This window comes from Janthinobacterium sp. TB1-E2 (assembly GCF_036885605.1).
Taxonomy (GTDB): Bacteria; Pseudomonadota; Gammaproteobacteria; order Burkholderiales; family Burkholderiaceae_D; genus Janthinobacterium; species Janthinobacterium aestuarii.
In genome coordinates this window covers 423,010-446,829 of sequence record NZ_CP142523.1, presented here as the reverse complement: position 1 = coordinate 446,829, position 23,820 = coordinate 423,010, and the positions used below count along the sequence as shown (strand labels likewise).

At 62.7% G+C, this 23,820-nt stretch carries 23 protein-coding genes and 1 tRNA gene; 15 read left to right on the top strand and 9 right to left on the bottom strand.

Annotation, left to right across the window (positions count from 1 at the left end; translation table 11 throughout):
• Positions 1 to 12: 12 nt before the first annotated feature.
• Both OPV09_RS01955 and OPV09_RS01950 read right to left on the bottom strand, forming a co-directional pair.
• Positions 13 to 732: a hypothetical protein gene (locus OPV09_RS01955; RefSeq protein WP_338680342.1), complete on the bottom strand. Its 720-nt coding sequence runs from the start codon at positions 730 to 732 to the stop codon at positions 13 to 15.
• Positions 719 to 1,417, bottom strand: coding sequence for a Crp/Fnr family transcriptional regulator (locus OPV09_RS01950; protein ID WP_338680340.1), 699 nt, complete (start codon positions 1,415 to 1,417; stop codon positions 719 to 721). The genes OPV09_RS01955 and OPV09_RS01950 overlap by 14 nt, the downstream gene beginning before the upstream one ends.
• 180 nt (positions 1,418 to 1,597) lie before the next feature.
• On the opposite strand from OPV09_RS01950, the gene OPV09_RS01945 reads away from it, so the two are divergent.
• From OPV09_RS01945 to OPV09_RS01905, 9 genes are all read left to right on the top strand, one after another.
• Positions 1,598 to 3,529 carry an AMP-binding protein gene (locus tag OPV09_RS01945; RefSeq protein ID WP_338680339.1) on the top strand — a complete coding sequence of 644 codons (1,932 nt, stop codon included), beginning with the start codon at positions 1,598 to 1,600 and terminating at the stop codon, positions 3,527 to 3,529.
• A gap of 14 nt (positions 3,530 to 3,543) precedes the next feature.
• Complete coding sequence (locus tag OPV09_RS01940) at positions 3,544 to 4,359, top strand: ABC transporter ATP-binding protein (protein WP_034753577.1); 816 nt, start codon at positions 3,544 to 3,546, stop codon at positions 4,357 to 4,359.
• A gap of 19 nt (positions 4,360 to 4,378) precedes the next feature.
• On the top strand, positions 4,379 to 5,275 hold the full coding sequence (locus tag OPV09_RS01935; RefSeq protein ID WP_175444594.1) for a branched-chain amino acid ABC transporter permease: 897 nt from the start codon (positions 4,379 to 4,381) through the stop codon (positions 5,273 to 5,275).
• Positions 5,276 to 5,359: 84 nt separating this feature from the next.
• Positions 5,360 to 6,418, top strand: coding sequence for a branched-chain amino acid ABC transporter permease (locus OPV09_RS01930; protein ID WP_034752817.1), 1,059 nt, complete (start codon positions 5,360 to 5,362; stop codon positions 6,416 to 6,418).
• Positions 6,419 to 6,476: 58 nt separating this feature from the next.
• On the top strand, positions 6,477 to 7,796 hold the full coding sequence (locus OPV09_RS01925; RefSeq protein WP_034752814.1) for an ABC transporter substrate-binding protein: 1,320 nt from the start codon (positions 6,477 to 6,479) through the stop codon (positions 7,794 to 7,796).
• 124 nt (positions 7,797 to 7,920) lie between these two features.
• Positions 7,921 to 8,757: an ABC transporter ATP-binding protein gene (locus OPV09_RS01920; protein ID WP_058049338.1), complete on the top strand. Its 837-nt coding sequence runs from the start codon at positions 7,921 to 7,923 to the stop codon at positions 8,755 to 8,757.
• Between the two features lie 16 nt (positions 8,758 to 8,773).
• Positions 8,774 to 9,133 (top strand): MmcQ/YjbR family DNA-binding protein, encoded by a 360-nt coding sequence (locus OPV09_RS01915; RefSeq protein ID WP_139091325.1) that lies wholly within the window; start codon positions 8,774 to 8,776, stop codon positions 9,131 to 9,133.
• Positions 9,130 to 10,386: a phenylacetate--CoA ligase family protein gene (locus OPV09_RS01910; protein WP_331778222.1), complete on the top strand. Its 1,257-nt coding sequence runs from the start codon at positions 9,130 to 9,132 to the stop codon at positions 10,384 to 10,386. Before OPV09_RS01915 ends, OPV09_RS01910 begins: the two co-directional genes overlap by 4 nt.
• 76 nt (positions 10,387 to 10,462) lie before the next feature.
• On the top strand, positions 10,463 to 11,044 hold the full coding sequence (locus tag OPV09_RS01905) for a hypoxanthine-guanine phosphoribosyltransferase (RefSeq protein ID WP_058049341.1): 582 nt from the start codon (positions 10,463 to 10,465) through the stop codon (positions 11,042 to 11,044).
• A gap of 106 nt (positions 11,045 to 11,150) precedes the next feature.
• Here OPV09_RS01905 and OPV09_RS01900 read toward each other — a convergent pair whose 3' ends face one another.
• The 3 genes from OPV09_RS01900 to OPV09_RS01890 all read right to left on the bottom strand — a co-directional run bounded on the left by OPV09_RS01900 (position 11,151) and on the right by OPV09_RS01890 (position 13,367).
• Complete coding sequence (locus OPV09_RS01900) at positions 11,151 to 12,104, bottom strand: NAD(P)H-dependent flavin oxidoreductase (protein WP_034752807.1); 954 nt, start codon at positions 12,102 to 12,104, stop codon at positions 11,151 to 11,153.
• A 98-nt stretch (positions 12,105 to 12,202) separates the two neighbouring features.
• Complete coding sequence (locus OPV09_RS01895) at positions 12,203 to 13,126, bottom strand: MBL fold metallo-hydrolase (RefSeq protein WP_338680333.1); 924 nt, start codon at positions 13,124 to 13,126, stop codon at positions 12,203 to 12,205.
• A gap of 7 nt (positions 13,127 to 13,133) precedes the next feature.
• A complete protein-coding gene (locus OPV09_RS01890) occupies positions 13,134 to 13,367 on the bottom strand; it encodes a DUF1289 domain-containing protein (RefSeq protein ID WP_223278955.1) in 234 nt (77 codons plus the stop codon).
• A gap of 278 nt (positions 13,368 to 13,645) precedes the next feature.
• On the opposite strand from OPV09_RS01890, the gene OPV09_RS01885 reads away from it, so the two are divergent.
• Positions 13,646 to 14,059: a CopG family transcriptional regulator gene (locus tag OPV09_RS01885; RefSeq protein WP_034752801.1), complete on the top strand. Its 414-nt coding sequence runs from the start codon at positions 13,646 to 13,648 to the stop codon at positions 14,057 to 14,059.
• Between the two features lie 54 nt (positions 14,060 to 14,113).
• Positions 14,114 to 15,382, top strand: a complete 1,269-nt coding sequence (locus tag OPV09_RS01880; protein ID WP_338680332.1) for an extracellular catalytic domain type 1 short-chain-length polyhydroxyalkanoate depolymerase — start codon at positions 14,114 to 14,116, stop codon at positions 15,380 to 15,382.
• On the opposite strand, the gene OPV09_RS01875 is transcribed toward OPV09_RS01880, so the two are convergent.
• The 3 genes from OPV09_RS01875 to OPV09_RS01865 form a co-directional block, all read right to left on the bottom strand.
• Positions 15,375 to 16,526, bottom strand: a complete 1,152-nt coding sequence (locus OPV09_RS01875; RefSeq protein WP_219328567.1) for a response regulator — start codon at positions 16,524 to 16,526, stop codon at positions 15,375 to 15,377. The genes OPV09_RS01880 and OPV09_RS01875 overlap by 8 nt on opposite strands.
• Positions 16,527 to 16,557: 31 nt before the next feature.
• The gene (locus OPV09_RS01870) at positions 16,558 to 19,605 is read right to left on the bottom strand and encodes a response regulator (RefSeq protein WP_338680329.1); all 3,048 of its coding nucleotides are present in this window, start codon (positions 19,603 to 19,605) and stop codon (positions 16,558 to 16,560) included.
• A gap of 95 nt (positions 19,606 to 19,700) precedes the next feature.
• Positions 19,701 to 19,901, bottom strand: a complete 201-nt coding sequence (locus tag OPV09_RS01865) for a cysteine-rich CWC family protein (RefSeq protein ID WP_338680328.1) — start codon at positions 19,899 to 19,901, stop codon at positions 19,701 to 19,703.
• A 231-nt stretch (positions 19,902 to 20,132) separates the two neighbouring features.
• Between OPV09_RS01865 and argB the strand changes: the two genes are divergently transcribed.
• Positions 20,133 to 21,026 carry an acetylglutamate kinase gene (gene argB, locus OPV09_RS01860; RefSeq protein ID WP_010393729.1) on the top strand — a complete coding sequence of 298 codons (894 nt, stop codon included), beginning with the start codon at positions 20,133 to 20,135 and terminating at the stop codon, positions 21,024 to 21,026.
• Between the two features lie 66 nt (positions 21,027 to 21,092).
• Positions 21,093 to 21,167 (top strand) — tRNA-Thr (locus OPV09_RS01855).
• A 280-nt stretch (positions 21,168 to 21,447) separates the two neighbouring features.
• Here OPV09_RS01855 and OPV09_RS01850 read toward each other — a convergent pair.
• The gene (locus OPV09_RS01850) at positions 21,448 to 22,317 is read right to left on the bottom strand and encodes a TraB/GumN family protein (RefSeq protein WP_338680327.1); all 870 of its coding nucleotides are present in this window, start codon (positions 22,315 to 22,317) and stop codon (positions 21,448 to 21,450) included.
• A 90-nt stretch (positions 22,318 to 22,407) separates the two neighbouring features.
• On the opposite strand from OPV09_RS01850, the gene OPV09_RS01845 reads away from it, so the two are divergent.
• Complete coding sequence (locus OPV09_RS01845) at positions 22,408 to 23,142, top strand: pyrimidine 5'-nucleotidase (RefSeq protein ID WP_080698605.1); 735 nt, start codon at positions 22,408 to 22,410, stop codon at positions 23,140 to 23,142.
• A gap of 102 nt (positions 23,143 to 23,244) precedes the next feature.
• Positions 23,245 to 23,820, top strand: a complete 576-nt coding sequence (gene slmA / locus OPV09_RS01840) for a nucleoid occlusion factor SlmA (protein WP_034752791.1) — start codon at positions 23,245 to 23,247, stop codon at positions 23,818 to 23,820.

The following is a 23,820-nucleotide window of genomic DNA, read 5'->3' as shown; positions in this document are numbered from 1 at the left end:
GCTGGGAAGTGCCTATGATACCCCGATTAGGCCGGGTAAGGCACTGCGTGCCCGCAACGCCTTTTCCGCCGGTTTCAGGTTGCGTTCGAGTTTTTTACGGACGCCCGCATGGCGCACCTGCTCCAGCGCCGTGCGCAGGGCTGCCAGGCTTGCCTGGGTGGGGATGGTTTCCACGCCATGGCCGAGCGCCATGGCCAGCGACTGCGACGGCGCGCTTTTCGCCGTGCCCGGCGCCACGCACACCTGCGGCAGCAAGGTGGCGATGACGGGCGCGAACCATGCGTCATCGCGGTAGGAGGCCACCCGCGCGGCGCGCGCCAGCACGCCGGAATCGGCCGTGGCAAAGGCCGCATCAGCCACATACGGCAGCTGGCCGGCATGGATGGCGGCGATGTGCGCAGCCGCGTCTTTCAGGATGGCACGCGAAAAGTCGGCATACGCGGCGTCGCCGGCCAGCGCCATCGCGGGATCCATGTCGCCGATGTCGTCGCGGCTCCAGTGCCCGCCGTGCGGCGAACGGGCCAGCGCCAGCAAGGAGGCATCGCACAGTTGCGGCAGCAAGGCCAGTTCGCGCAAGGTCAGCGGCATCGGCAGCAAGGCGTGGCGTGCCTGCATGGCAGCATCCAGCCGCGCCAGCGCCTTGGCGCCAGCCAGACGCGCCTGCAGGAATGACTGGTAGTGCTGCTCCGTCAAGTGCCGTACGTCATCCATCGACACCTCATTCGCCATCATCGGCCTCGTAGCGGCGCAAGCCTTCCAGGTCCAGCACGCGGATGCCGCCGTAATCGAGTCGCAATAAACCCTTTTTTTCCAGCACCTGCAAGGCCTGGTTGGCGCGCTGGCGCGAGGAACCGGACAGCAGGCCGATTTCTTCCTGCGACAGTTGCACCAGGGTGTCCACGCTCGGGTACAGATGCGAATGGAACATCGACGCCAGGCAGCGCGCCACACGCGTGTTCAGGTCGAGCAGGCGCTCGTTTTCCATCATGCCGATGAACTGGCCCAGGCGCTCGTTGAGCTGCATCAGCAGGAAGCGCGTGAATGGCAGGCTCGTTTCCAGCAGCCAGTGGAAGGTACTGGCAGGCAGGCGCGCCACGCGCGTATCGCGCACGGCGATGGTGTCGTATTTGCGCATCTCGCGCTTGAGCAGCGAACCTTCGCCAAACCAGCTGCCCGGTGACAAGCCCGTAAACGTCATGGCCTTGCCGGAAGCGGAAAAATTATTCATCTTGACCATGCCGCTGATGACGCCGATCCAGTTGTCCACCGGCTCGCCCTTGCGGCAGACAAAGCCGCCTTTCGGCACGAAAGTCTCGAACACATCGGCCTCGACCCGGGCCATTTGCACGGGGTCGAGCAATTGCGCCCAGTGGGCCGCGCGCACGGCATCCTTGAGGCTGATATCAGGATTGATCATTGTGCGATGCACCATCGAAAAGTGGGTAAATGTCCCCGAAAAGACAACTTGGCAAACTAACGCAAGCTACTATCATTGCACAAACGCCTTACACATAAAAAACACAGAGCGCCATCCAACGAGGTGGGGCCTGAGACAAGCAACAGGGAGACACTGGTGCAAACGAATACCACAGCAGCAATGCCGACTTTTCCGCGGCGCTTATTGCAACACGGGACAGTACGGTCCGACAAGCCCGCCTTTCGCGAAAAATACCTGGGCATCTGGCAAACCTGGACCTGGTCCGAGGTGAACGAGGAAGTGCGCGCGCTGGCCTGCGGCCTGGCCGCCATCGGCTTCCAGCGCGGCATGAACCTGGCCATCATCGGCGACAACCGTCCCCGCCTGTACTGGGCCATGCTGGCCGCGCAAAGCCTGGGCGGCGTGCCCGTGCCACTGTACCAGGACGCGCCGGCCGCCGACATGGCCTATGTGCTGCAAGATGCGGAAATCCGCTACGCCATCGTCGAAGACCAGGAGCAGGTCGACAAGCTGCTCGAACTCAAGGCCCTGTATCCGCACGTCGCCCACATCGCCTATGACGATGAACGGGGCATGCGCCATTACCGCCAGCCGGAGCTGACGTCCTTTGCCGCCCTGCAGACGCTGGGCCGGGCCTATGACCGCGAACACCCGGGCTTTTTCGACGCCGCCGTGGCAGCGGGCCAAGGCAGCGACTCGGCCGTGATCCTGTACACCTCGGGTACCACGGGCAAGCCGAAGGGCGTGTGCCAGAGCCATACGGCTCTGCTGGCAGCCGGCGAAGGCGGCGTCGCCTTCGACAAGCTGACCGACAATGAAGACATCCTGTCCTACCTGCCCATGGCGTGGGTCGGCGACTGCCTGTTCTCGCTGGCGCAAGCCATGGTGGCCGGCTTCACCGTCAACTGCCCCGAATCGGGCGACACGGTGATGATCGACATGCGCGAAATCGGCCCCACCTGCTACTTTGCGCCACCGCGCGTGTTCGAGAACATGCTCACCAGCGTGATGATACGCATGGAAGACGCGAGCAGTATCAAGCGCCACATGTTCAGCCGTTTCATGGACGTGGCCAAGCGCTGCGGCGCGCAGATTTTGGACGGCAAGCCCGTGCCACTGGCGGACCGCATCAGCTACAAGCTGGGCGAACTGCTCGTCTACGGCCCCCTGAAAAACGTGCTGGGACTGTCGCGCGTGCGCGTCGCCTACACGGCCGGCGCCGCCATCGGCCCCGACCTGTTCCGCTTCTACCGCTCCATCGGCGTCAACCTCAAGCAGCTGTACGGCTCGACCGAAACCTGCGCCTATGTGTGTCTGCAACCGGACGGCAATATCAAGTTCGACAGCGTCGGCTTGCCCGCGCCGGGCGTGGAAGTCAAGCTGGCGGCCAATGGCGAAGTGCTGGTCAAGTCGCCCGCCACCATGAGCGGCTACTTCAAGCGCCCTGACGCCACGGCCGAAGTGATCGACGATCACGGCTACTTCCATACGGGCGACGCGGGCGTGTTCGACAGCGAAGGCCATCTGAAAATCATCGACCGCGCGGCCGACGTGGGCAAGATGAATTGCGGCGCCATGTTCGCGCCCAACTACATCGAAAACAAGCTCAAGTTCTTCCCCTTCATCAAGGAAGTGGTGGCCTTCGGCCATGCGCGCGACCAAGTGTGCGCCTTCATCAACATCGACATCGAAGCGGTGGGCAACTGGTCCGAGCGGCGCGGCATCGCCTACTCCGGCTACACGGATCTGGCGGCGCGCGCCGAGACCTATGGCTTGATCCGCGACTGCATCGAGCAGGTCAACGCGGAACTGGCGGCCGACCCGCTGATGGACCGCACGCAGGTGCACCGCTTCCTCGTGCTGCACAAGGAACTCGACCCGGACGACGACGAGCTGACGCGCACGCGCAAGGTCCGCCGCAAATTCATCGCTGAAAAGTACGCGGTGCTCATTTCTGCCCTGTATGAAGGCAAGACAACGCAATACATCGAGACCCAGGTGAAATTCGAGGATGGCCGCACCGGTTCGACCAGTGCCGACCTGCAGATCTGGGACAGCAAAACGTACCGGCCCCAGGGCCTGGCCGCATGATGGAGCACAGCACGATGCAAATGAACGAACCCGACGCCCATTTCGGCACGGCCCGCAAGGCGGGCCCCGTGATCCTCGACCTGAAGAACATCTCGCTGTCGTTCGGCGGCGTGAAAGCGCTGACCGACATCTCGTTCGACGTGAAGCAGCATGAAATCCGCGCCATCATCGGCCCGAACGGCGCCGGCAAAAGCTCGATGCTGAACGTGATCAACGGTGTGTACCGCCCGCAGCAGGGCGAAATCATCTACCGGGGCGAGCACCGGCGCGGCATGGACTGCTATGCGGCCGCCAAGTCCGGCATCGCGCGCACCTTCCAGAACATCGCCCTGTTCAAGGGCATGACGGTGCTCGACAACATCATGACGGGGCGTAACCTCAAGATGAAGTCGAATTTCCTGCTGCAAGCCCTGTACTGGGGCCCGGCGCGGCGCGAGGAAATCGAGCACCGCAAAAAGGCAGAAGAGATCATCGACTTCCTGGAAATCCAGGCCATCCGCAAGACGCCCGTGGGGCGCCTGCCCTACGGCCTGCAAAAGCGCGTGGAACTGGGCCGCGCGCTGGTGGCCGAACCGGAAATTTTGCTGCTGGACGAACCGATGGCCGGCATGAACGTGGAAGAAAAGCAGGACATGTGCCGCTTCATCCTCGACGTCAACGACCAGCTGGGCACGACCATCGTGCTGATCGAACACGACATGGGCGTGGTGATGGATATCTCCGACCGCGTGGTGGTGCTCGATTACGGCAAGAAGATCGGCGACGGCACGCCCGACGAGGTGCGCAGCAACCAGGATGTCATCAACGCCTATCTCGGCGTGGCGCACTAGACGAGGAATAGCAATGAATATCAATTTTTTCTTTGAAGTGCTGATCGGCGGCCTGCTGTCGGGCGTCATGTACGCGCTGGTGGCGATCGGCTTCGTCCTGATCTACAAGGCGTCGGGCGTATTCAATTTTGCGCAGGGCGCGATGGTGTTTTTCGCCGCCCTCACCTGCGTCGGCATCATGGACAAGTTCGGCCTGTCGCTGTGGCTGGCCATCCCGCTGACGATGGTGACCATGATCGTGCTGGGCATGGCGATTGAAAAAGTCGTGCTGCGACCCCTCGTCAACCAGCCCGAAATCACGCTGTTCATGGCCACCATCGGCCTGACCTTCTTCATCGAAGGCCTGGCGCAGCTGATGTGGGGCTCGCAGGTGCACAAGCTGGACCTGCCCATCGAAGACGTGCCGATGCCCTTCCTGATGGACCATTTCAACATCATCATCTCGCAGTTCGACGTGGTGGCGGCCGGCATCTGCGCGCTGCTGGTGATCTGTCTGGCCTTGCTGTTCTCGAAAACCAAGGTGGGCCGCGCCCTGCGCGCCGTCGCCGACGACCACCAGGCGGCGCTGGCCGTGGGCATTCCGCTGCAGCGCATCTGGGCCGTCGTGTGGGGCGTGGCGGGCCTGGTGGCCATGGTGGCCGGCTTGCTGTGGGGTGCGCGCAACGGGGTGCAGTTCGCTCTCACCTTCATCGCCCTGAAAGCGCTGCCGGTACTGATCCTCGGCGGCTTTACGTCGGTGCCGGGCGCCATCGTCGGTGGCCTGATCATCGGCGCGTCGGAAAAGCTGGCCGAAGTCTACCTCGGTCCCATGGTGGGCGGCGGCATCGAAGGCTGGTTCCCGTATGTGCTGGCCCTGCTGTTCCTGCTGGTGCGCCCGGAAGGCCTGTTCGGCGAGAAGATCATCCGACGAATATAACGCCACCGTCACAGCACCGTAGGTCGGGTTAGCGCATGGCGCGTAACCCGACAACAGCCAAAACAGCGAGCAAAGGACCATCCCATGATTTACCGTGAAGCAGGACAATTCAAGACCAGCTACCAGGCTGACAACCAGATTTTCCCGATCAGGCAAGACCGCCTGGCGCTGACGGCCACGCTGCTCGTCGCCGTCTTCCTCCTGCCGTATTTCGCCTCGCCCTACATGCTGTCGGCGATCCTGATCCCCTTCCTGATCTTTGCCCTGGCGGCGCTGGGCCTGAACATCCTGACCGGTTACGCGGGCCAGCTGTCGCTGGGCACGGCCGCCTTCATGGCCGTGGGCGCCTTTGCCTCGTATAACTTCATGGCCCGCCTGCCTGGCTTGCCGCTGCTCGTGTCCTTCATCCTCGGCGGTCTGTGCGCAGCCATGGTGGGCATCGCCTTCGGCCTGCCGTCCTTGCGCATTCGCGGCTTTTACCTGGCCGCCTCCACCCTGGCGACGCAGTTCTTTGTCGTCTGGTGCCTGACCAAGATTCCGTATCTGACCAACTACAGCTCCTCGGGCGTGATCACGGTGCAGAAGATGACCATCCTCGGCTACCAGTTCGACACGCCGCAAAGCAAATACCTACTGGTACTGGCGATTGTCGCCGGCATGGCGCTGCTGGCCAAGAACATGATCCGCTCGAACGTGGGCCGCTCGTGGATGGCCGTGCGGGACATGGACATGGCGGCCGAAGTGATCGGTTTCAGACTGATGCGCACGAAGCTGCTGGCGTTTGCCGTCAGCTCCTTCTACTGCGGCGTGGCCGGCGCCCTGTATGCGTATGCCTACCTGGGCACGGTGGAGCCGGAAGCGTACAACCTGGACCTGTCCTTCCGCATCCTGTTCATGATCATCATCGGCGGCGTCGGTTCGATTCTCGGTTCCTTCCTCGGCGCGGCCTTCATCGTGCTGCTGCCCGTCTTCCTGAACACCATCGCGCATGGCCTGGCATTGCCGACCAGCGTGGCTTCGAACCTGGAACTGATGGTGTTCGGCGCGCTGATCATTTTCTTCCTGATCGTCGAGCCGCACGGCCTGGCCAGGCTGTGGCAGATCGCCAAGGAAAAGCTGAGACTCTGGCCCTTCCCCCATTAAGTTTTTGCAGTCGATGTCGGTTCACTTGAATACCAAATAAAACAAGAGGAGACACACAATGAAACACATCAAATCGCTCATGCTGGCCGCCGCCATCGCCAGTGCCGCACTCACCATGGCCGGCAGCGCGCAAGCGCAGGACAAGGAACAGTACATCGCCCTGCCGTCCTATCGCGTGGGTCCTTACGCGGCCGGCGGCTCCGGTTTCTACGGCGGCATCATCGATTACTTCAACCTGGTCAACCAGGCCGGCGGCGTCAATGGCGTGAAAATCAGCTGGGAAGAATGCGAAACCGAATACAACCCGTCGCGCGGCGTCGAATGCTATGAGCGCCTGAAAACCAAGCAGGGCGGCGCCACCCTGGTCGAAACCCTGTCCACGGGCGTCGCCTACGGCATCCTCGACCGCGTGGCGCAGGACAAGATCCCCATGACGATGATCGGCTACGGCCGCTCGGACGCCGCCAACGGCAAGGTCTTCCCGTATGTGTATCCGCTGATCTCCAGCTACTGGAGCCAGGCCGCTGCCATGATCAAGTACCTGGGCGACAAGGATGGCGGCATGGACAAGCTGAAGGGCAAGAAGATCGTCCACCTGTACCACGATTCGGCCTTCGGCAAGGAGCCGCTGCCCGTGCTCGAAGCGCTGTCGAAACAGTACGGCTTCGAGCTGGTGAAAATTCCCGTCGCGCCGCCAGGCAGCGAACAGCAATCGCAATGGCTGCAAATCCGCCAGGCCAAGCCGGACCACGTGATCCTGTGGGGCTGGGGCGTGATGAATTCCGTTGCCATCAAGACGGCGCAGCGCAACGGCTTCCCGCGCGACAAAATGCTGGGCGTCTGGTGGGCCGGCTCCGAGGAAGACACGATTCCATCGGGCGACGCGGCCAAGGGCTACACGGCGATGACGTTCAATACCCCGGGCAACTACCCCGTGCTCGACGACATCCGCAAGAAACTCTACGCGTCCGGCAAGGGCAACCTGTCCGACCAGTCGCGCATCGGCTCCGTCTACCACATGCGCGGCGTGACGGCCGGCATCCTGTGGGTGGAAGCGATCCGCGTGGCGCAGGAAAAATTCGGCAAGGGCAAACCGATCACGGGCGAGCAGATGCGCTGGGGCCTGGAAAACCTGAACGTCGACGACGCGCGCCAGAAGGCCGTCGGTGCGCTGGGCATGTTCCCGACCGTGAAAACCAGCTGCGACGACCATGAAGGTTCGGGCGCCGTGAAAGTGCAGCAGTGGGATGGCAAGAAGTGGACCGCCATCACGCCGAAATGGATCGTCGGCGACAAGGCCCTGGTGCGCAAGCTGGTCGAGGAATCGTCGGGCAAGTACGCCGAAGAGAAAAAGATCACGCCGGCGTGCATGAAGTAAGCGGCTTTCGGGGTGGTGTCGGATTACGGCCTGCGGCCTAATCCGACCTACGCCGCATCCACGTAGGTCGGATTAGCGTAGCGTAATCCGACAAGCACCAACATCACATGAAAACGAAGCAGCCATGACACCCACTGCCACGCAAACACCAGACACCGCGCCGCCCTACCTGTCGGTCAACAACATCGAAGTCATCTACGACCACGTGATCCTGGTCCTGAAGGGCGTGTCGCTGCAAGTCCCGCAGGGCAAGATCGTGGCGCTGCTGGGCGCCAACGGCGCCGGCAAGTCGACCACCCTGAAAACCATCTCGACCCTGCTGCGCGGCGAACGGGGCGACGTCACCAAGGGCGAAGTCCAGTTCAAGGGCGAGCGCGTGGACCAATTGACGCCGAATGAACTGGTCAAGCGGGGCCTGTCGCAAGTGATGGAAGGGCGCCACTGTTTCGGCCACCTGACTATCGAGGAAAACCTCTTGACCGGCGCCTACACGCGCAGCCTGTCGCGCGGCGAACTGAAAGACGCGCTGGACAAGGTCTACCACTACTTCCCGCGCCTGAAAACGCGGCGCAGCAGCCAGGCCGGCTACACCTCGGGTGGTGAGCAGCAGATGTGCGCCATCGGCCGCGCGCTGATGGCCAAGCCGTCGATGATTTTACTGGACGAGCCCTCGATGGGTATCGCGCCGCAGATCGTCGAAGAGATCTTCGGCATCGTCAAGGATTTGAACCACAAGGAAAACGTCTCTTTCCTGCTGGCCGAACAGAACACCAACGTGGCGCTGCGCTACGCCGACTTCGGCTACATCCTGGAAAACGGCAGAGTCGTGATGGAAGGGCAAGCGCAGGAACTGGCCAGCAACGAAGACGTCAAAGAGTTTTACCTGGGCGTGTCCAGCGCCGGGCGCAAGAGCTTCCGCGACATGAAGTTCTACCGCCGCCGCAAGCGCTGGCTGGCCTGATATCGGAGCTGCCGTCATGGACCTGGAACGGGCGAAGCAAGTGTGCCGCGGCTTTCCCGGCGCAACAGAAGACATCAAATGGAGCAACGTGCTGGCGTTTTCTGTCGGTGGCCGCCTGTTCGCGCTATGCGGCGCGGAAGCGCACAGCACGCGCGGCATGAGCTTCAAGGTCGATGCGGAGCGCTTCCTGGAACTGACGGACCGTCCCGGTTTTCGCCCGGCGCCCTACCTGGCGCGGGCCAAATGGATACTCGTCGCCAGTCCCGACGCCCTCGACGACGACGAAATGGCCGCCCTGCTGCACCGCTCATACAGCCTGATTTTTGCGGGGCTGACGAAAAAAATGCAACGTGACATTGGAGAATCCGCAACATGACCGATACGCTCGACAGTCTGGAAGCACGCGCCCCCGAAGCGCGCGAACGCGAATTGATGGCCGGCCTGCCGCAGCTGATCGCGCGCGCGCAACAGGCGCCGGGCTGGGCCCGCATCCTCGATGGCGTCAACGCGGCCGACATCACCAGCCGCGCCGCGCTGGCGCAGCTGCCCGTCACGCGCAAGTCCGACCTCAAGCAATTGCAGCACGGCGCGCTGCCGTTCGGCGGCTTGAACACGACGCCGAAGAACGCCCTGTCGCGCGTCTTCGTTTCGCCCGGTCCCATCTTCGATCCGGAAGGCCGCGGCCCCGACTGGTGGCGCTTCGCGCGGCCCATGTATGCGGCCGGCGTGCGCGCCGGCGGCTTGCTGCAGAACTGCTTTTCGTATCACTTCACGCCGGCCGCCTTCATGGTCGAAGGGGGCGCCGCGCGCATCGGCTGCACCGTCATCCCGGCCGGCATCGGCCAGACGGAAATGCAGGTGCAGGCGATGGTCGACCTGAAGCCGGATACGTATATCGGCACGCCGTCGTTCCTGAAACTGATCATCGAAAAAGCGCGCGAAATGGGCGCCGACATCAGCAGCGTCACCAAGGCAGTGATGGGCGCCGAAGCCCTGCCTGAATCCCTGCGCAGCTGGTTTGCCGCAAACGGCGTGCCGCACGTGTTCCAGACCTATGCCTCGGCCGATATCGGCAGCATCGCCTATGAGACGGCCAGCAATGGCAAACTCAATCCGGGCATGGTCGTTGACGAAAACATACTGCTGGAAATCGTCCATCCGGGCAGCGGCATTCCCGTCGCGCCGGGTGAAGTGGGCGAAGTCGTCGTCACCGTCTTCAATGCCGACTATCCGCTGATCCGCTTTGCCACGGGCGATCTGTCGGCCGTGCTGGTCGATACGCCGGAGTCGCCGTGCGGGCGCACGAATACGCGCATCAAAGGCTGGATGGGACGCGCCGACCAGACCACCAAGGTGCGCGCCATGTTCGTGCATCCGTCGCAAGTGCATGAAATCGCGCGCCGCCACCCGCAGATCAAGAAGGCGCGGCTGGTGGTATCGGGACGCATGGCCAACGACGAGATGGCTTTGCATTGCGAAGTCGATAATCCCCATGATGCCAGCGGCACCGAGGCCATCATCGGCTCGATCCGCGAACTGACCAAGCTGCGCGGCGACGTGGTGCTGGTGGCCGTGGGCAGCCTGGCGCAGGATGGGAAAATAATCGACGACGTGCGCGATTACAGCTAGGCGTAGCGCACGGATGGCGTTTGCGGGATAATACCCGCATTCATCATCAGCCCCATTCATCGCCATGCAAGAGTCCATGCAAGAATTTCATCACAATCGTGCCCGTGACCTGATCAAGAACGCGGAACTGCTGTTCGACCAAGACGCCGTGCAGGCGTCGATCACACGCATGGCCGATGTGCTCAACACGCGCTTCAACGCCGAGGACTCGAAAGAGTTCCCGCTGGTGCTGGGCGTGATGGGCGGCGCCGTCGTGTTTACGGGCAGCCTGCTGCCGCAACTGAGCTTTCCGCTCGAATTCGACTACATCCACGTGAGCCGCTACGGCGACGACGACAAGGGTGGCGAAGTGGTGTGGAAAGTCATCCCCCGCTCGAACGTTGCGGGCCGCACCGTCATCGTGCTCGACGATATTCTCGACGAAGGCGAAACCCTGGCGCACGTCAAGCAGCGCTTGCTGGACATGGGTGCTTCGGAAGTGATCCTGGCCGTGTTCGCCGACAAGGCCATCGGTAAGAAAAAGCCTGTGCAAGCCGACATCGTCGGCCTGGTCATCCCGAACCGTTTCGTCGTCGGCTTCGGCATGGATGCGTATGGCTACTGGCGCAACCTGCCGGGGCTGTGGGCCATCAAGCCTGAGGATCTGAAGCAGGAGTGATGGAGGTGTTGTCGGATTACGCGCTGCGCGCTAATCCGACCTACCACTGCCCGGCGGCGTAGGTCGGATTAGGCCAAAGGCCGTAATCCGACAACTACCACCAGCGTTACAGCTTCAACCGCGCGCGCGCCGCATCGTATTCGGCTTTCAGGCGCGCCACCATCTCTTCCACGCTCGGCACGTCATCCATCAAGCCCACGCCCTGGCCCGCGCCCCAGATGTCGCGCCAGGCCTTGGCGCTGCCCGAGCCGAAATTCATCGCGCTCTTGTCCGCTTCGGGCAGGGCTTCCGGATCGAGTCCGGCCGCTTCGATCGATTTTTTCAGGTAATTGCCGTGCACGCCAGTAAACAGGTTCGTGTAGACGATGTCGGCCGCGCTGGAATCGACGATGGCGTCGCGGTAGCCGTCGCTGACGTTCGATTCCTTGGTTGCCAGCCAGCGCGAGCCGATGTAGGCGAAGTCGGCGCCCATCGCTTGCGCGGCCAGTACGGCGTCGCCCGTGGCGATGGAGCCGGACAGGGCCAGCGGACCGTCGAAGAATTTGCGCACTTCGCCCACCAGCGCGAATGGCGACAGGGTGCCCGCGTGGCCGCCGGCGCCGCTGGCCACCAGGATCAAGCCATCGACACCGGCTTCCAGCGCCTTTTTCGCGTGACGGATCGAGATCACGTCATGCAGCACGATGCCGCCATAGCTGTGGATGGCGTCGAGCATTTCCTTGGGTGGCGCGCGCAGCGAGGAAATGATGATGGGGATCTGGTGTTTGACGCACACTTCCACGTCATGCGCGAGGCGGTCGTTCGACTGGTGCACGATCTGGTTGACGGCGATCGGCCCGACTTTCTTGTCCGGATTGGCGGCCTGGAAGGCGGCCAGTTCGGCCTGCAGCTCCGTGAGCCACGTGTCGAGCAATTCAGCGGGACGCGCGTTCAGGGCCGGGAAGGAACCGACGATGCCGGCCTTGCACTGCGCCGCGACGAGGGCCGGGCCACTGGCGATGAACATCGGCGAAGCGATAACGGGTAAGGAGAGGTTTTGCAACGCAACAGGCAATGCCATGGCGGACTCGCTGGAAAGTTGATCGGGATGAGAAACACACTGAGCTTGATTATAGTTCAGAAAAAGTACGATCGTGCTGAATTTATCACGCCTACTCCTCAACCCTCATTAAGCAAGTACTCACCCTCGACGCGTGCCGCCGTGGCCCTCATCAATTGGGAAACGGCCCACTCGGCCAGCGCGGCCGCCTCCTGGCGCAGGAAGCGCCGGTTCGCCTCTTCGAAGACGGGCATGCCGCGCAGCAGGGCCGGTATCTCGGCGAGGGCGATGCGCTGGCGTTCAAGCAGCAGGAATTTCAGCAGCACTTTCACGGCGTTCTGCGCATTGCGCACGGGATCGGACGCCAGGTAATCGAGGCGAGAATAGGCGCGCTGCAAAGCGCCGTCCGTATCCTGGAACGGCCGCCCATGGCCGGGGATCACCACACGCACATCCAGGCCGGCGATCAAGTCCAGGGTGGCGCGCGCTTCAGGAAAGCCGGAGCCGCCATCGAGTTCGGGGAAGATCACGCCAAAGCCGTTTTCCCACAGCGCGTCGGCGGAGATCAGGATGCCCTCGTCAGCGCAGTAAAAAATCAGCGAGTGCGGATCATGGCCCGGCGCGCCCAGCGCTTGCCAGCGCATGTCGGCCAAGGTCAACGTGTCGCCGGGCGAGACGGTGGCGTCAAAGCCGAAGCGCGGACATTGCTGGCCCGTGGCCTGGAAACTCAGGGCATCGACATCCCAGGCGCGCACCTTGTCCGCTTCCGACACGGGAATGGCCGTATGGCAGCCGTATTCCTCTTGCAGCAGCGCGTTGCCGCCGCAATGGTCGGAGTGCAGGTGGGTGTTGAACAGGCGGTCCAGCGGACGGCCAGCAAGGCTATGGCGCAGCAGGGCCAGGGTTTGCGGCGCATGCGTGACATAGCCGCTGTCGATCAGGGCCGTGTCGTCCCGGCCCAGGAACAGGATGTTGTTCGACGAGAGCCAGCCGCGTTCGAACACCTGCATGGCATCGGGGAACAGCGCTGGCGATCGCGGCATGGCTTCCTCAGTAGTCGGGCTCGAAATCGAGCAGGGATTCGCGTCCTGGCAATTCGGCCCACACGGCGCGCTTGAAGTCGTCGTCGGCCTTGCTCCAGGCAATGATCTCGTCGAGCGTGCGCAAACAGCCTTCGCACAAGCCGCTGTTGCGGTTCATCTTGCACAGGCTGACGCAGGGCGACGGTACCGGCGACGGCAAGGGAAGCGGAACGGCTGGCGGAGGTGGGTTGGCGACCATCATGGAGCGGCATCGGTAAACGTGAAGGCTTTCATTATGCCGCGAAACGGCGCCGGCGAGTCGGCGGCGTCGGCATGCAATATTTCTGTGGATATATTTTCCAGAATAAAAATGATCAAAAACGCATCTTCGGGAAATTTATTTTGCGCTGCATTCTCACTCTGCGGGTACCCGTCCTACAACATGAGCAGGCCAGATCCTGCTTGACTTGAGATATTACACAACTATACTACCATCCATACAGATGGCAATTGGATGCCACGTGGAGTTTTTGGAGAGATATGGCCAAGCAAGACAGCAAGCCCAAAATTGGGGAATCCGAGAAAATCACGATCAACCTCGGCTTGATCGACCTGGGGCAGATCGATCTGCTGGTCCAGGAGGGATTTTATTCCAACCGTACGGATCTGATCCGTACGGCCATACGCAACCAGCTGGGTACGCACGCCGACGTGGTGAAACAAACCGTCGCCCGTAAAAGCCTGGTATTGGGCATGCAGCATTACTCGCGCGCCGACCTGGAGGCGATCCAGGCAGCCGGCCAGCGCCTGCAGATACAGGTGCTGGGACTGGCCAGCATCGCCAGCGACGTCTCCGTGGAACTGGCACTGGCCACCATCGAGTCGATTTTCGTATTAGGTGCCCTGCACGCCAGCACCGTCGTCAAGACGGCGCTCGCAGGGCGAATTCACTAGCGTATTGGTTCGCGGCGATGACCCGGCCGATGCGCTGCACCGTTAAGGATGGTCATGAAACTACCTCTCAACATGCTGGCGCAGATGCGCGCCGCAACCCGCAACCTGATGGGCAGCGGTCCCGCCGCCGCCACCGAGGCGATCCAGCAAGCGCTGTCCGCCGCCGGCCTGGCGCCGCAGGCGGCCGTCACGCAAACGCCGCCACCGCAACCGATGCGCGACATTAATCCGCCACCTGCGCCGCAAGCCAGAGCCGAGCAGCCGCAAGCCGCCGCCGCACCAGAGACGCCTGCCGCGCCACCCACGCCCGCACAGGTGGCGCAGGACTTCGCGCAGGATTTCATGTCGCGCCTGGGCGTGCCGGCCGGCCTGGGCCAGCACAGCTTCGACATGCCCAGCTTCGAGCTGCCGAACTTCCACCCGCCCGGTTTCAATGCGCCAGCCGCCACGCCGGTGGAGATCCCCGCTGGCGCGCAATTCATCGACGGCGTGTACCGCAACCATGCTGGCACGCGCTCGTACAAACTGTATATCCCCAGCAGCTATCACGGCCAGGCCATGCCGCTGATCGTGATGCTGCACGGCTGTACGCAAAATCCCGACGACTTCGCCGCCGGCACGCAGATGAATGCGCTGGCCGAAGAGAAGGAATGCTTTGTCGTCTATCCGGCGCAGACGCAGGGCGCCAACAGTTCGCGCTGCTGGAACTGGTTCAACGCCATCGACCAGCAGCGCGACCAGGGCGAACCGTCGCTGATCGCCGGCATCGCGCAGCAAGTGATCGACGAATACCCGGTCAATGAACGCGAAGTGTTCGTTGCCGGCCTGTCGGCGGGCGGCGCCATGGCCGTCATCGTCGGCACCTTGTACCCGGATTTGTTTGCCGCCGTCGGCGTGCATTCGGGCTTGCCCTTCGCTTCGGCGCAGGACTTGCCGTCGGCGCTGGCAGCCATGAAGGGCGGCGCCATGCCCAATGCCCAGCGCAAGGCGCCGGCCGGCGGCGTGCCCATCATCGTTTTTCACGGCGACCGCGACACCACCGTCAACCCGCGCAATGGCGATGAACTGATCGCCCAGGGCGTGCGCAGCCAGGCGGGCGGCAAGGCGGCCAAAGCCGCTTCCATCGACGGCAGCGTGCCGAATGGCCACCGCTACACGCGTACCACGCACAGCCAGGCCGATGGCTCGCCGCTGGGCGAGCACTGGGTCATCCACGGCGCCGGCCATGCCTGGTCCGGCGGCAGCGATAACGGCAGCTATACGGATGGAAAAGGACCGGACGCCAGCCGCGAGATGCTGCGCTTCTTCAAGACCGTCAGCTGATGTTGCCGGTGTAGGGCGCGATCTGCCGTTGCTTGTCGGCGATCTCGCATACGCCGTCGGCATAGCGGTGGGAGATGGCGATGAACTGGTCCTGGATCTGCAAAAAGGCGTCGACGATCTCGGCGTCGAAATGCGAACCGCGTCCTTCGACGATGATCCGCACGGCCTGCGCATGGTCCATGCCCTGCTTGTAGATGCGCCGGCTGATCAGGGCATCGTACACATCGGCCAGCGCCATCAGGCGCGCCGAAATCGGGATGTCTTCGCCAGCCAACCCTTGCGGGTAGCCGCTGCCATCCCATTTCTCGTGGTGGCTGTAGGCGATCTCTTTCGCGTACTTGAGGAAATCGACTTCGATGCCCAGCTCGTGCTCGGCCGCCAGGATGGCGTCGCGTCCCAGGGTGGTGTGCGTCTTCATGATGGCCATTTCGTGCGGCTCGAAACGTCCGGGCTTGAGCAGGATATGGTCGGGAATGCCCACCTTGCCGATGTCGTGCAGCGGCGCCGTCTTGAACAGCAGTTCAATATTCTTGTCCGTCAAAAAATCGCGGAAACGCGGCAAGCCGCGCACCTTCTCGGCCAGCGCCTTCAGGTAGTGCGAGGTGCGGCGGATATGGTTGCCCGTCTCGCTGTCGCGCGTCTCGGCCAGCGAGGCCATGGCGTGGATGGTGACGTCCTGCAGCGCCGCCACTTCCTGCACGCGGCGCTCCACTTCCGTTTCCAGGTACTGGTTCTGGTCGCGCAGGAAATCCTGCATCTGCTTCATCGCCAGCTGCGTCCTGATGCGCGCCAGCACGATGGGCGCCGAGATCGGCTTGGTGATGTAGTCGACGGCGCCCAGGGCCAGGCCCAGCTGCTCGTCCGCTACTTCGCTCATGGCCGTGACGAAAATCACGGGGATGCCGGCCGTGGCGGGATCGGCCTTCAGCGCGCGGCACACGTCGTAGCCGCTCATGCCCGGCATCATGATGTCGAGCAGGATCAGGTCGGGCTGGTCGCTGCCGGCGGCGATCTTCAGGGCGCGCTCGCCATTGACGGCGATCTTGGTGCGGTAGTCGTCTTCCAGCACCGCGCGCAACAGGTCGATATTGTCTGGCGTGTCGTCGACCACCAGGATGGTTGGCTTGCTTGCCGGCGCTCTCATGCCCGTCCTTCGTTCTGCATCATTATCCTTCTCACAGTGTCAGCTCCAGCGCATCGGCCACTTCGCCCAGCTGCGCCAGCGCACCTTCGAAATCGTATTGTCCCAGCATGCGCTTCAACTGGCGCGCGTGTTCCGCCTGCCCCGCCGCGACCAGCACGGGGCCGATGCCGTCGAGGTGCTTGACGGCCTGCGCATCGTCCTGCTGCAGCAGCTGCGACAGTTCGCGCAAGCCCGCTTCCAGGCGCGCCAGGTCCACCGGCGCCACGTGCGCCAGCGCCGCGCCGCCCGGCTCGGCCGCATGGCCGCGCGACTGCATGGCCAGCACGATCTTCGGCACCAGCTCGTCGAGCGCCAGGGTGCAGGCGGCCAGCGCCTGCGGCAAGCCGTCGTGCGAGCCCAGGCTGAGCAAGTGCTCGACCCGCGCGGCGCTGTCGGCCAGGCCGCCGGCGCCGATATTGCCGGCCAGGCCTTTCAGGGTATGCGCTTCGCGGATGGCCGTTTCCAGCTGGTTGTTCTCGATGGCGGCAACGATGCGCTGCATGGCGTCGAACTGGGTTTCCACGAAGCGGTCCAGCAATTTTCGCATCAAAGCGGCATTGCCGCCCACGCGGCGCATGGCCTCCGCCATTTTCAGGCCCGCGATCACGGGCAGCTCCGCTTCCGGCTGCGCCACCACCGCCGCCATTTCCTGCGGCGTGGCCGGCGCGATCCAGCGCGCCAGGGTGCCGAACAGCTGCGCCACGTCGATCGGCTTGGCGATGAAATCGTTCATGCCGGCGTCCAGGCATTTTTCCTTGTCGCCCACCATGGCGTTGGCCGTCATGGCGATCACGGGCAAGTTCGAATACCGGGGATCCTGGCGCAGCTTGCGCGTCGCCTGGTAGCCATCCATCACCGGCATCTGGCAATCCATCAGCACGCCGTCATAGGCGTTTTCCGCGATCTTCGCCAGTGCGATGGCGCCATTGCCCGCGATGTCGACGCGGATGCCGGCGTCGTTGAGGATATGCTGCGCCACCTCCTGGTTCACTTCATTATCCTCGACCAGCAGCAGCCAGGCGCCGCGCAGGGCGCGTTCGTCGTCGCGGTAGCTGCTCTGGCGCTGCGTCTTGCGGCTCTGCCCCGTCACGCCGCCAAACACGAACGCAATCTGGTCGAGCAGGGTCGAGGCGCTGATCGGCTTGTTCAATACGCCGTCGAGCGGCAAGTCGCGCTGGCGCGCCGCCTCGAGCAGCGCTTCGCGATGGAAGGCCGTGACCATGATGCAGGCCGGTGTCGCATCGATGCCGGCGGCATCGGCGCGGATGCCGGCCAGGGTATCGAGGCCGTTCATGCCCGGCATTTTCCAGTCCATCAGCACCAGCCCGTACGGCCGCCCCTCGGCGCGCGCCTGCGCCACGGCGCCGATGGCCAGCGCTCCGCCAAGCACGGCACGCGCCTCGAAGCCCAGCGCCGTGAGCATGCTGACGAAGATTTCACGCGCGCTGGGGTTGTCGTCGACCACCAGCACGCGCAAGCCATGGAATTGCTGTGGCAATAGCAAATTATCGCGCGGCACGGCGGCCAGGCCGAAGCGGGCCGTGAAGAAAAAGGTGCTGCCCACACCCGCTTCGCTGACCAGATCGATCTCGCCTTCCATCATTTCCACCAGCCGCTTGCTGATGGTCAGCCCCAGGCCCGTGCCGCCATGGTGGCGCGTGGTGGACGTGTCGGCCTGCGTAAAAGCCTGGAACAATTTGCTGCGCTGGGGCGGCGTGAGGCCGATGCCCGTGTCGCGCACGTCCACGCGCAGCACGGCCGCATGCTCTTCCAGCTGCTGCAGGCGGATGGTGACGACGATCTCGCCCTTGTCCGTAAATTTGATGGCGTTGTTGGTCAGGTTGATCAGCACCTGGCCCAGGCGCAGCGGATCGCCCTGCAAGGCGTTCGGCACGTCGGGGGCGACGTCGAACAGCAGTTCGAGCCCCTTGTCCTGCGCGCGCATCACGGACAGGTCGGCGATCTGCGCCAGCACGTCCTCGAGGAAGAAATCGACTTTTTCAAAGGCCATCTTGCCCGCCTCGATCTTCGAGAAATCGAGGATATCGTCGATGATGGCCAGCAGGTTCTTCGAAGCCGATTCCACCTTTTCCAGGTAGTTGCGCTGGGTCGACGTCAGTTCCGTCTGCAGCGCCAAATGGGTCATGCCGATGATGCCGTTCATCGGCGTACGGATTTCGTGCGACATATTGGCGAGGAAATCCGACTTCATCTTGGTCGCATCCTCGGCCACTTCGACGGCGTGGCGCAGGTCCTGCTCGACGGCCAGGCTGGTGCTCATGTCCTTGAGCGCCTGCAGCAATTCGCCCGTCTCGTCGCGCGACGTCACTTCGATGACGGAACTGAGGTCGCCATTGGCCACGCGCGTGGCGATCGCCACCGCCTCGCCCAGCGGACGCGTGATCGAGCGCGCCGACCAGGCAAAGACGAGACCCGTCAGCAAGGCCGCCAGGCCGATGCCGCCCATCAGCAACAGCGAGGTGTCGATGTCGTTGCGTATCCTGGCGGCGCTGTCGCGGATCAGCTGCTGCTGCAGGTCGTCGAGCTGGCCCACGTACAGCAGCACTTTTTCCAGCACCGGCAAGGTCTGCGTCTGCATGGCCTGCTCGGCGCGGGCATGCTCGCCGCGCTCGACCAGTTCGAACATCGCCTTGAGCGACACATAGTAGTCGGCGCGTGCCAGGTGCATCTGTTCCAGCAGTCGCCGTTCTTCGGGCCGCGCATCGAGGCCATCGAGGATGCGCACCTGCTCGTCGATGCCTTGCTTGATCGCTTCCAGGCGCGCCTGGTTCGCCTGGCGCAGCGCCAGCTCGTGCTGGTTCGGCAGGTTGCCGATGCGCGTGGCCGCCTCGCGCGCCAGCCCGTGGATCTTGCTGGTGGCCTTGGCGGCGACCCAGTCGCGCTGCAGGATATCGTCGGTCTCGGCGCGGATGGCATAGATGCGGCTGCCGGAGAGGACGATGACGACCAGCATCAGCACGATCAACATGGCATAACCGGCATTGATGCGCACGCCGATACTGATATCCCTGAAGCGCATAACTTTCCTATAAGAAATTCTTGAAAGTCGAAGTCTGAGCGTATTCCCCTACAAAATGCAAGGTCTTTTGCAAAGGAAAAAGTATGCCGATGCGCTTATTTGGCCGCTGTCGGGACTTTTGCAGGCGGCGTCAGGGTGGCGATATGGGCTTGCAGGCAGGCGGGGCACCAGCAGCCCGCAGCGCCACCGGGCACGGGAACGGCGGGCGGCAGAGCCACGCACCAGCACGGTTCGTTGGCATCCGGGTCAAGCTGGCCGCACTGGAAAGTGGCGCCGCACAGGCTGCACTGGCTCATGGCTGTGTGTGAATTGGCAAGTGTGTGTCATGCCGCGCCGGGATGGGACGCAGATGTAACGGGCAGTAAAAGGGCTGGCTGGGGGACATATCGGGCCAGACTATAGGACCATCAGGGAAAATACAACAAGATCGCCCTATAATGCCTCCAGGATTTTCTTCTTCCCTGTAAAATCGCACAAATCTATTTTCCGGACTCGCCATGAATCAACTAGCTAACTTGAACCTGGACATGAATGACGACTTGACGGCGGTGTCGCCGCAAATCAAGGCGCAGATTCTGGCCGAGGCCCTCCCCTACATCCGCAATTTCCACGGCAAGACCATCGTCATCAAATACGGTGGCAATGCCATGACGGACGAACGCCTGAAGCACGGCTTCGCGCGCGACGTCATCCTGCTCAAGCTGGTCGGCATGAACCCGGTCGTGGTGCACGGCGGCGGACCGCAGATCGACAACGCGCTGAAAAAAATCGGCAAGCAAGGCACCTTCGTGCAAGGCATGCGCATCACCGATGAAGAAACCATGGAAGTGGTGGAGTGGGTGCTGGGCGGCGAAGTGCAGCAGGATATCGTCATGCTGATCAACCATTACGGCGGGCAGGCCGTGGGCCTGACGGGCAAGGATGGCGGCTTGATCCGCGCACGCAAGATGCAGATGCCGGACCGCGAACATCCGGGCGAATTCCTCGACATCGGCTTCGTCGGCGAGATCGACGCGATCAACCCGGCCGTCGTCAAGGCGCTGCAGGACGACGCCTTCATTCCCATCATTTCGCCGATCGGTTTCGGCCAGGACGGCCAGGCCTACAACATCAACGCCGACGTCGTGGCGGGCAAGATCGCGGAAATCCTGAAAGCGGAAAAGCTGATCATGATGACCAACATCGCCGGCGTCCAGGACAAGCAGGGCAACCTGGTGACCGACCTGTCGGCGCGCGAAATCGACGAGATGTTCGCCGATGGCACGATCTCGGGCGGCATGCTGCCGAAGATCTCGTCCGCGCTCGACGCCGCCAAGTCCGGCGTGAACACGGTGCACATCATCGACGGCCGCATCGAACACTCATTATTGCTGGAAGTGTTGACCGAGCAGGCTTTTGGTACTATGATCCGTTCGCACTAAAAAAAATCGCAATGCATCACAGCGAGTAGTTTGGCGGCGCAGATCACCTGGCGCCGCTTTTAATTTGCCCTTGTAGCTCAGTGGTAGAGCACTCCCTTGGTAAGGGAGAGGCCACGTGTTCGATCCACGTCAAGGGCACCATCGACTTATCCCCGTATCTGAAAAATGTCCATGGCTGCGTTGCCTCGCCTCGCCGTACATGCGTACTGTCTTCGGCTCGGCGCCTTGCCCTGAACACTTTTCATCTACTCTGCCGTCATCTCCCCATAGTAAAAATGTCCATGGCGGCGTTGTCCTTCCTCGCCGTACATTCGTACTGTCTTCGTCAGTCCGCCTTGCCCTGAACACTTTTCCATCTGCTCTGCCGCGTGTCTTGCGCGGCTGAGCTAGCGCTATCTCTTCTGCCTTCTGTCGTCAAAACTCAATACACCCGCTCGACCTTCAATCCGCGTTTACGCAGTAAATCCGGCACGCTCTTGTCGCCCACCAGGTGCAGCACGCCGATGGCGGCCAGGCTGGACTTTTCGCGCGCAAGCAAGTTGGCGATGCCGTCGGCCAGGGCCGGGTTGCGGCCGTCCAGCAGCACCTTTTGCACGAACTGCGCGGCGAACGAGGGGTCTGTTGCCGCCTTTGCCGCCAGCTTGTCGAAGGCGGCAGCGTCGGCGTTGCGCCACGCATCGGCGATCTCGCGCGCTTCCTGGCTTTGTTCCTGGTCCTCGATCGACGCCACGCCGTCTTCGAGGAAGCGGCACTGGTCGAGCGGCGACATGGCGCCGAACAGCGCCATCTGGCCTTCCATCGATTCGAGTTCCACCACGGGGATCTTGCGCGCCTTGGCTTGCTGCGACAGATAACTGTCGACGGCCAGGTCGGAGCGGTAGCCAAGCGTGGAAAATTCGCCGATGGCCAGCACGCTGGCCAGCATCCACGGCTTCATCGGCGCCACCGCTGCGGGCGCGATGCCGTATTTTTGCAACAGCGGCGCCAGACGCGGCGCCAGGGTCTGGCGGCAGTCAGGCGGCACTTTGCTGCCTGGCGCCTCCATGCCGTATTTCAGCACGGCGCTGACGGCCTTGCGCGGATCGGCGCCGGGATCGATCTCCAGCGCCAGCGCGCCGGCGCCGTTCAATGCCTGCGTCACTGTCGGCTCGAGCGGATAAAAGTCGGGCGCGCCGACATGGATGGTACCGAACAGATACAGGGTGTGGCTGGCGTCCTGCACCTTGAACAGGGCGCCCCGTTTTTGCGCCACGGAAGGCGCTTCGGCCAAGGCCGCCTGCAACGGCAGCAAGAATAATCCGCAAAACATCACTATAATCTGGCGTCGCATGGTTTTCCTGATTGTTGAATTTTTCATCTTCTCTCGCTAGCAAAGACTCCTGTGCCTGTGTCCCATCTTAACCGCTCGTCGCCGGTCTGGCTGTTTGACCTCGACAACACGCTGCACAATGCCTCGCACGCCATCTTCCCCACCATCACGGCCAATATGAACACGTATATTGCCCGCGTACTGGGCGACGGCGTGACGCCGGCCGACGACGCCATCGTCAATGCGGCGCGCGCGGCCTACTGGCGCCGCTATGGCGCCACCTTGCTGGGCATGGTCAAGCACCATCAGGTGCAGGCCGCGCATTTTCTGCACGAGACGCATGCGTTCGACGATTTGCGCGCGATGATACGCGCCGAGCGGGGCCTGGGGGCTTTACTCAAACGCCTGCCTGGCCGTAAAATTTTACTCACCAACGCGCCGCTGCGCTATTCGAGCGACGTGATGCGCCACCTGGGCTTGCGCCGGCACTTTTCACACCACGTCGCCATCGAGGCGATGCATGTGCACCGCCAGTTGCGGCCCAAGCCATCGACCCTGATGCTGCGCAAACTGATGCGCAAGCACCACATCCGCCCCGGCCGCTGCATTCTGGTGGAAGACACCCTGGCCAACCTCAAGGGTGCGAAAAAACTGGGCCTGCGCACGGCCTGGATCACGCAATACCTGAAAATGGCCGATCCGATCGGCGTGGCGAAGCTGCCCATGGCGTTAAATCGCCCCGCTTACGTCGATGTCAAAGTAAAATCTGTCCGGCATTTGGCACGCCGCCTTCACCGTCTGCGTTGAAGGGGATTCCTGGGCTTCCGGTTGACACTGGAAGCCGCACCGCTAGCGGCGGTGACGGACCTCCCCATCAAGGCAGCATTTTTTTTAACGACAAGAGAAAATATGGCAAGCACACCGCCGGGCCAACGCAGGCTACAAATTCTTCAGGCCCTCGCCGCAATGCTGGAGCAGCCGAAAGGCGAAAAGATCACCACCGCCGCACTGGCGGCCAGACTGACCGTATCGGAAGCGGCCCTGTACCGCCATTTCGCCAGCAAGGCGCAAATGTTCGAAGGGCTGATCGAATTCATCGAGTCGAGCGTCTTCGGCCTGATCAACCAGATCGCGGAAAAACACAGCGATGGCATGACGCAGACGCGCGACATCATCGGCATGCTGCTCAATTTCGCCATCAGCAATCCGGGCATGACGCGCGTGCTGATCGGCGATGCGCTGGTCAATGAGGACGAGCGTCTGCAAGTGCGCATGAACCAGTTCTACGACCGCGTGGAACTGGCGCTCAAGCAGGCCTTGCGCGTGGCCGCCGCCGAAGGCCATGGCAAGGAAAGCGAAGTGGCGGCGCGCGCCACCCTGATCGTCAGCTTCGTCATCGGACGCTGGCACCGCTACGCCAAGAGCGGCTTCAAGATCAATCCATCCCAGGAAGCGGCGCTGCAAATCGCCATGCTGCTGGGGTAA

Coding starts and splice junctions, on each gene's coding strand:
- OPV09_RS01925 (WP_034752814.1), top strand. CDS start 6,477: ATGAAACACATCAAATCGCTCATGCTGGCCGCCGCCATCGCCAGTGCC.
- slmA (WP_034752791.1), top strand. CDS start 23,245: ATGGCAAGCACACCGCCGGGCCAACGCAGGCTACAAATTCTTCAGGCC.
- OPV09_RS01875 (WP_219328567.1), bottom strand. CDS start 16,526: ATGAGAGCGCCGGCAAGCAAGCCAACCATCCTGGTGGTCGACGACACG.
- OPV09_RS01900 (WP_034752807.1), bottom strand. CDS start 12,104: ATGGCATTGCCTGTTGCGTTGCAAAACCTCTCCTTACCCGTTATCGCT.
- OPV09_RS01880 (WP_338680332.1), top strand. CDS start 14,114: ATGAAACTACCTCTCAACATGCTGGCGCAGATGCGCGCCGCAACCCGC.
- OPV09_RS01890 (WP_223278955.1), bottom strand. CDS start 13,367: ATGATGGTCGCCAACCCACCTCCGCCAGCCGTTCCGCTTCCCTTGCCG.
- OPV09_RS01885 (WP_034752801.1), top strand. CDS start 13,646: ATGGCCAAGCAAGACAGCAAGCCCAAAATTGGGGAATCCGAGAAAATC.
- OPV09_RS01920 (WP_058049338.1), top strand. CDS start 7,921: ATGACACCCACTGCCACGCAAACACCAGACACCGCGCCGCCCTACCTG.
- OPV09_RS01945 (WP_338680339.1), top strand. CDS start 1,598: ATGCCGACTTTTCCGCGGCGCTTATTGCAACACGGGACAGTACGGTCC.
- OPV09_RS01895 (WP_338680333.1), bottom strand. CDS start 13,126: ATGCCGCGATCGCCAGCGCTGTTCCCCGATGCCATGCAGGTGTTCGAA.
- OPV09_RS01915 (WP_139091325.1), top strand. CDS start 8,774: ATGGACCTGGAACGGGCGAAGCAAGTGTGCCGCGGCTTTCCCGGCGCA.
- OPV09_RS01865 (WP_338680328.1), bottom strand. CDS start 19,901: ATGAGCCAGTGCAGCCTGTGCGGCGCCACTTTCCAGTGCGGCCAGCTT.
- OPV09_RS01870 (WP_338680329.1), bottom strand. CDS start 19,605: ATGCGCTTCAGGGATATCAGTATCGGCGTGCGCATCAATGCCGGTTAT.
- OPV09_RS01905 (WP_058049341.1), top strand. CDS start 10,463: ATGCAAGAATTTCATCACAATCGTGCCCGTGACCTGATCAAGAACGCG.
- OPV09_RS01930 (WP_034752817.1), top strand. CDS start 5,360: ATGATTTACCGTGAAGCAGGACAATTCAAGACCAGCTACCAGGCTGAC.
- argB (WP_010393729.1), top strand. CDS start 20,133: ATGAATGACGACTTGACGGCGGTGTCGCCGCAAATCAAGGCGCAGATT.
- OPV09_RS01910 (WP_331778222.1), top strand. CDS start 9,130: ATGACCGATACGCTCGACAGTCTGGAAGCACGCGCCCCCGAAGCGCGC.
- OPV09_RS01940 (WP_034753577.1), top strand. CDS start 3,544: ATGCAAATGAACGAACCCGACGCCCATTTCGGCACGGCCCGCAAGGCG.
- OPV09_RS01955 (WP_338680342.1), bottom strand. CDS start 732: ATGATGGCGAATGAGGTGTCGATGGATGACGTACGGCACTTGACGGAG.
- OPV09_RS01950 (WP_338680340.1), bottom strand. CDS start 1,417: ATGATCAATCCTGATATCAGCCTCAAGGATGCCGTGCGCGCGGCCCAC.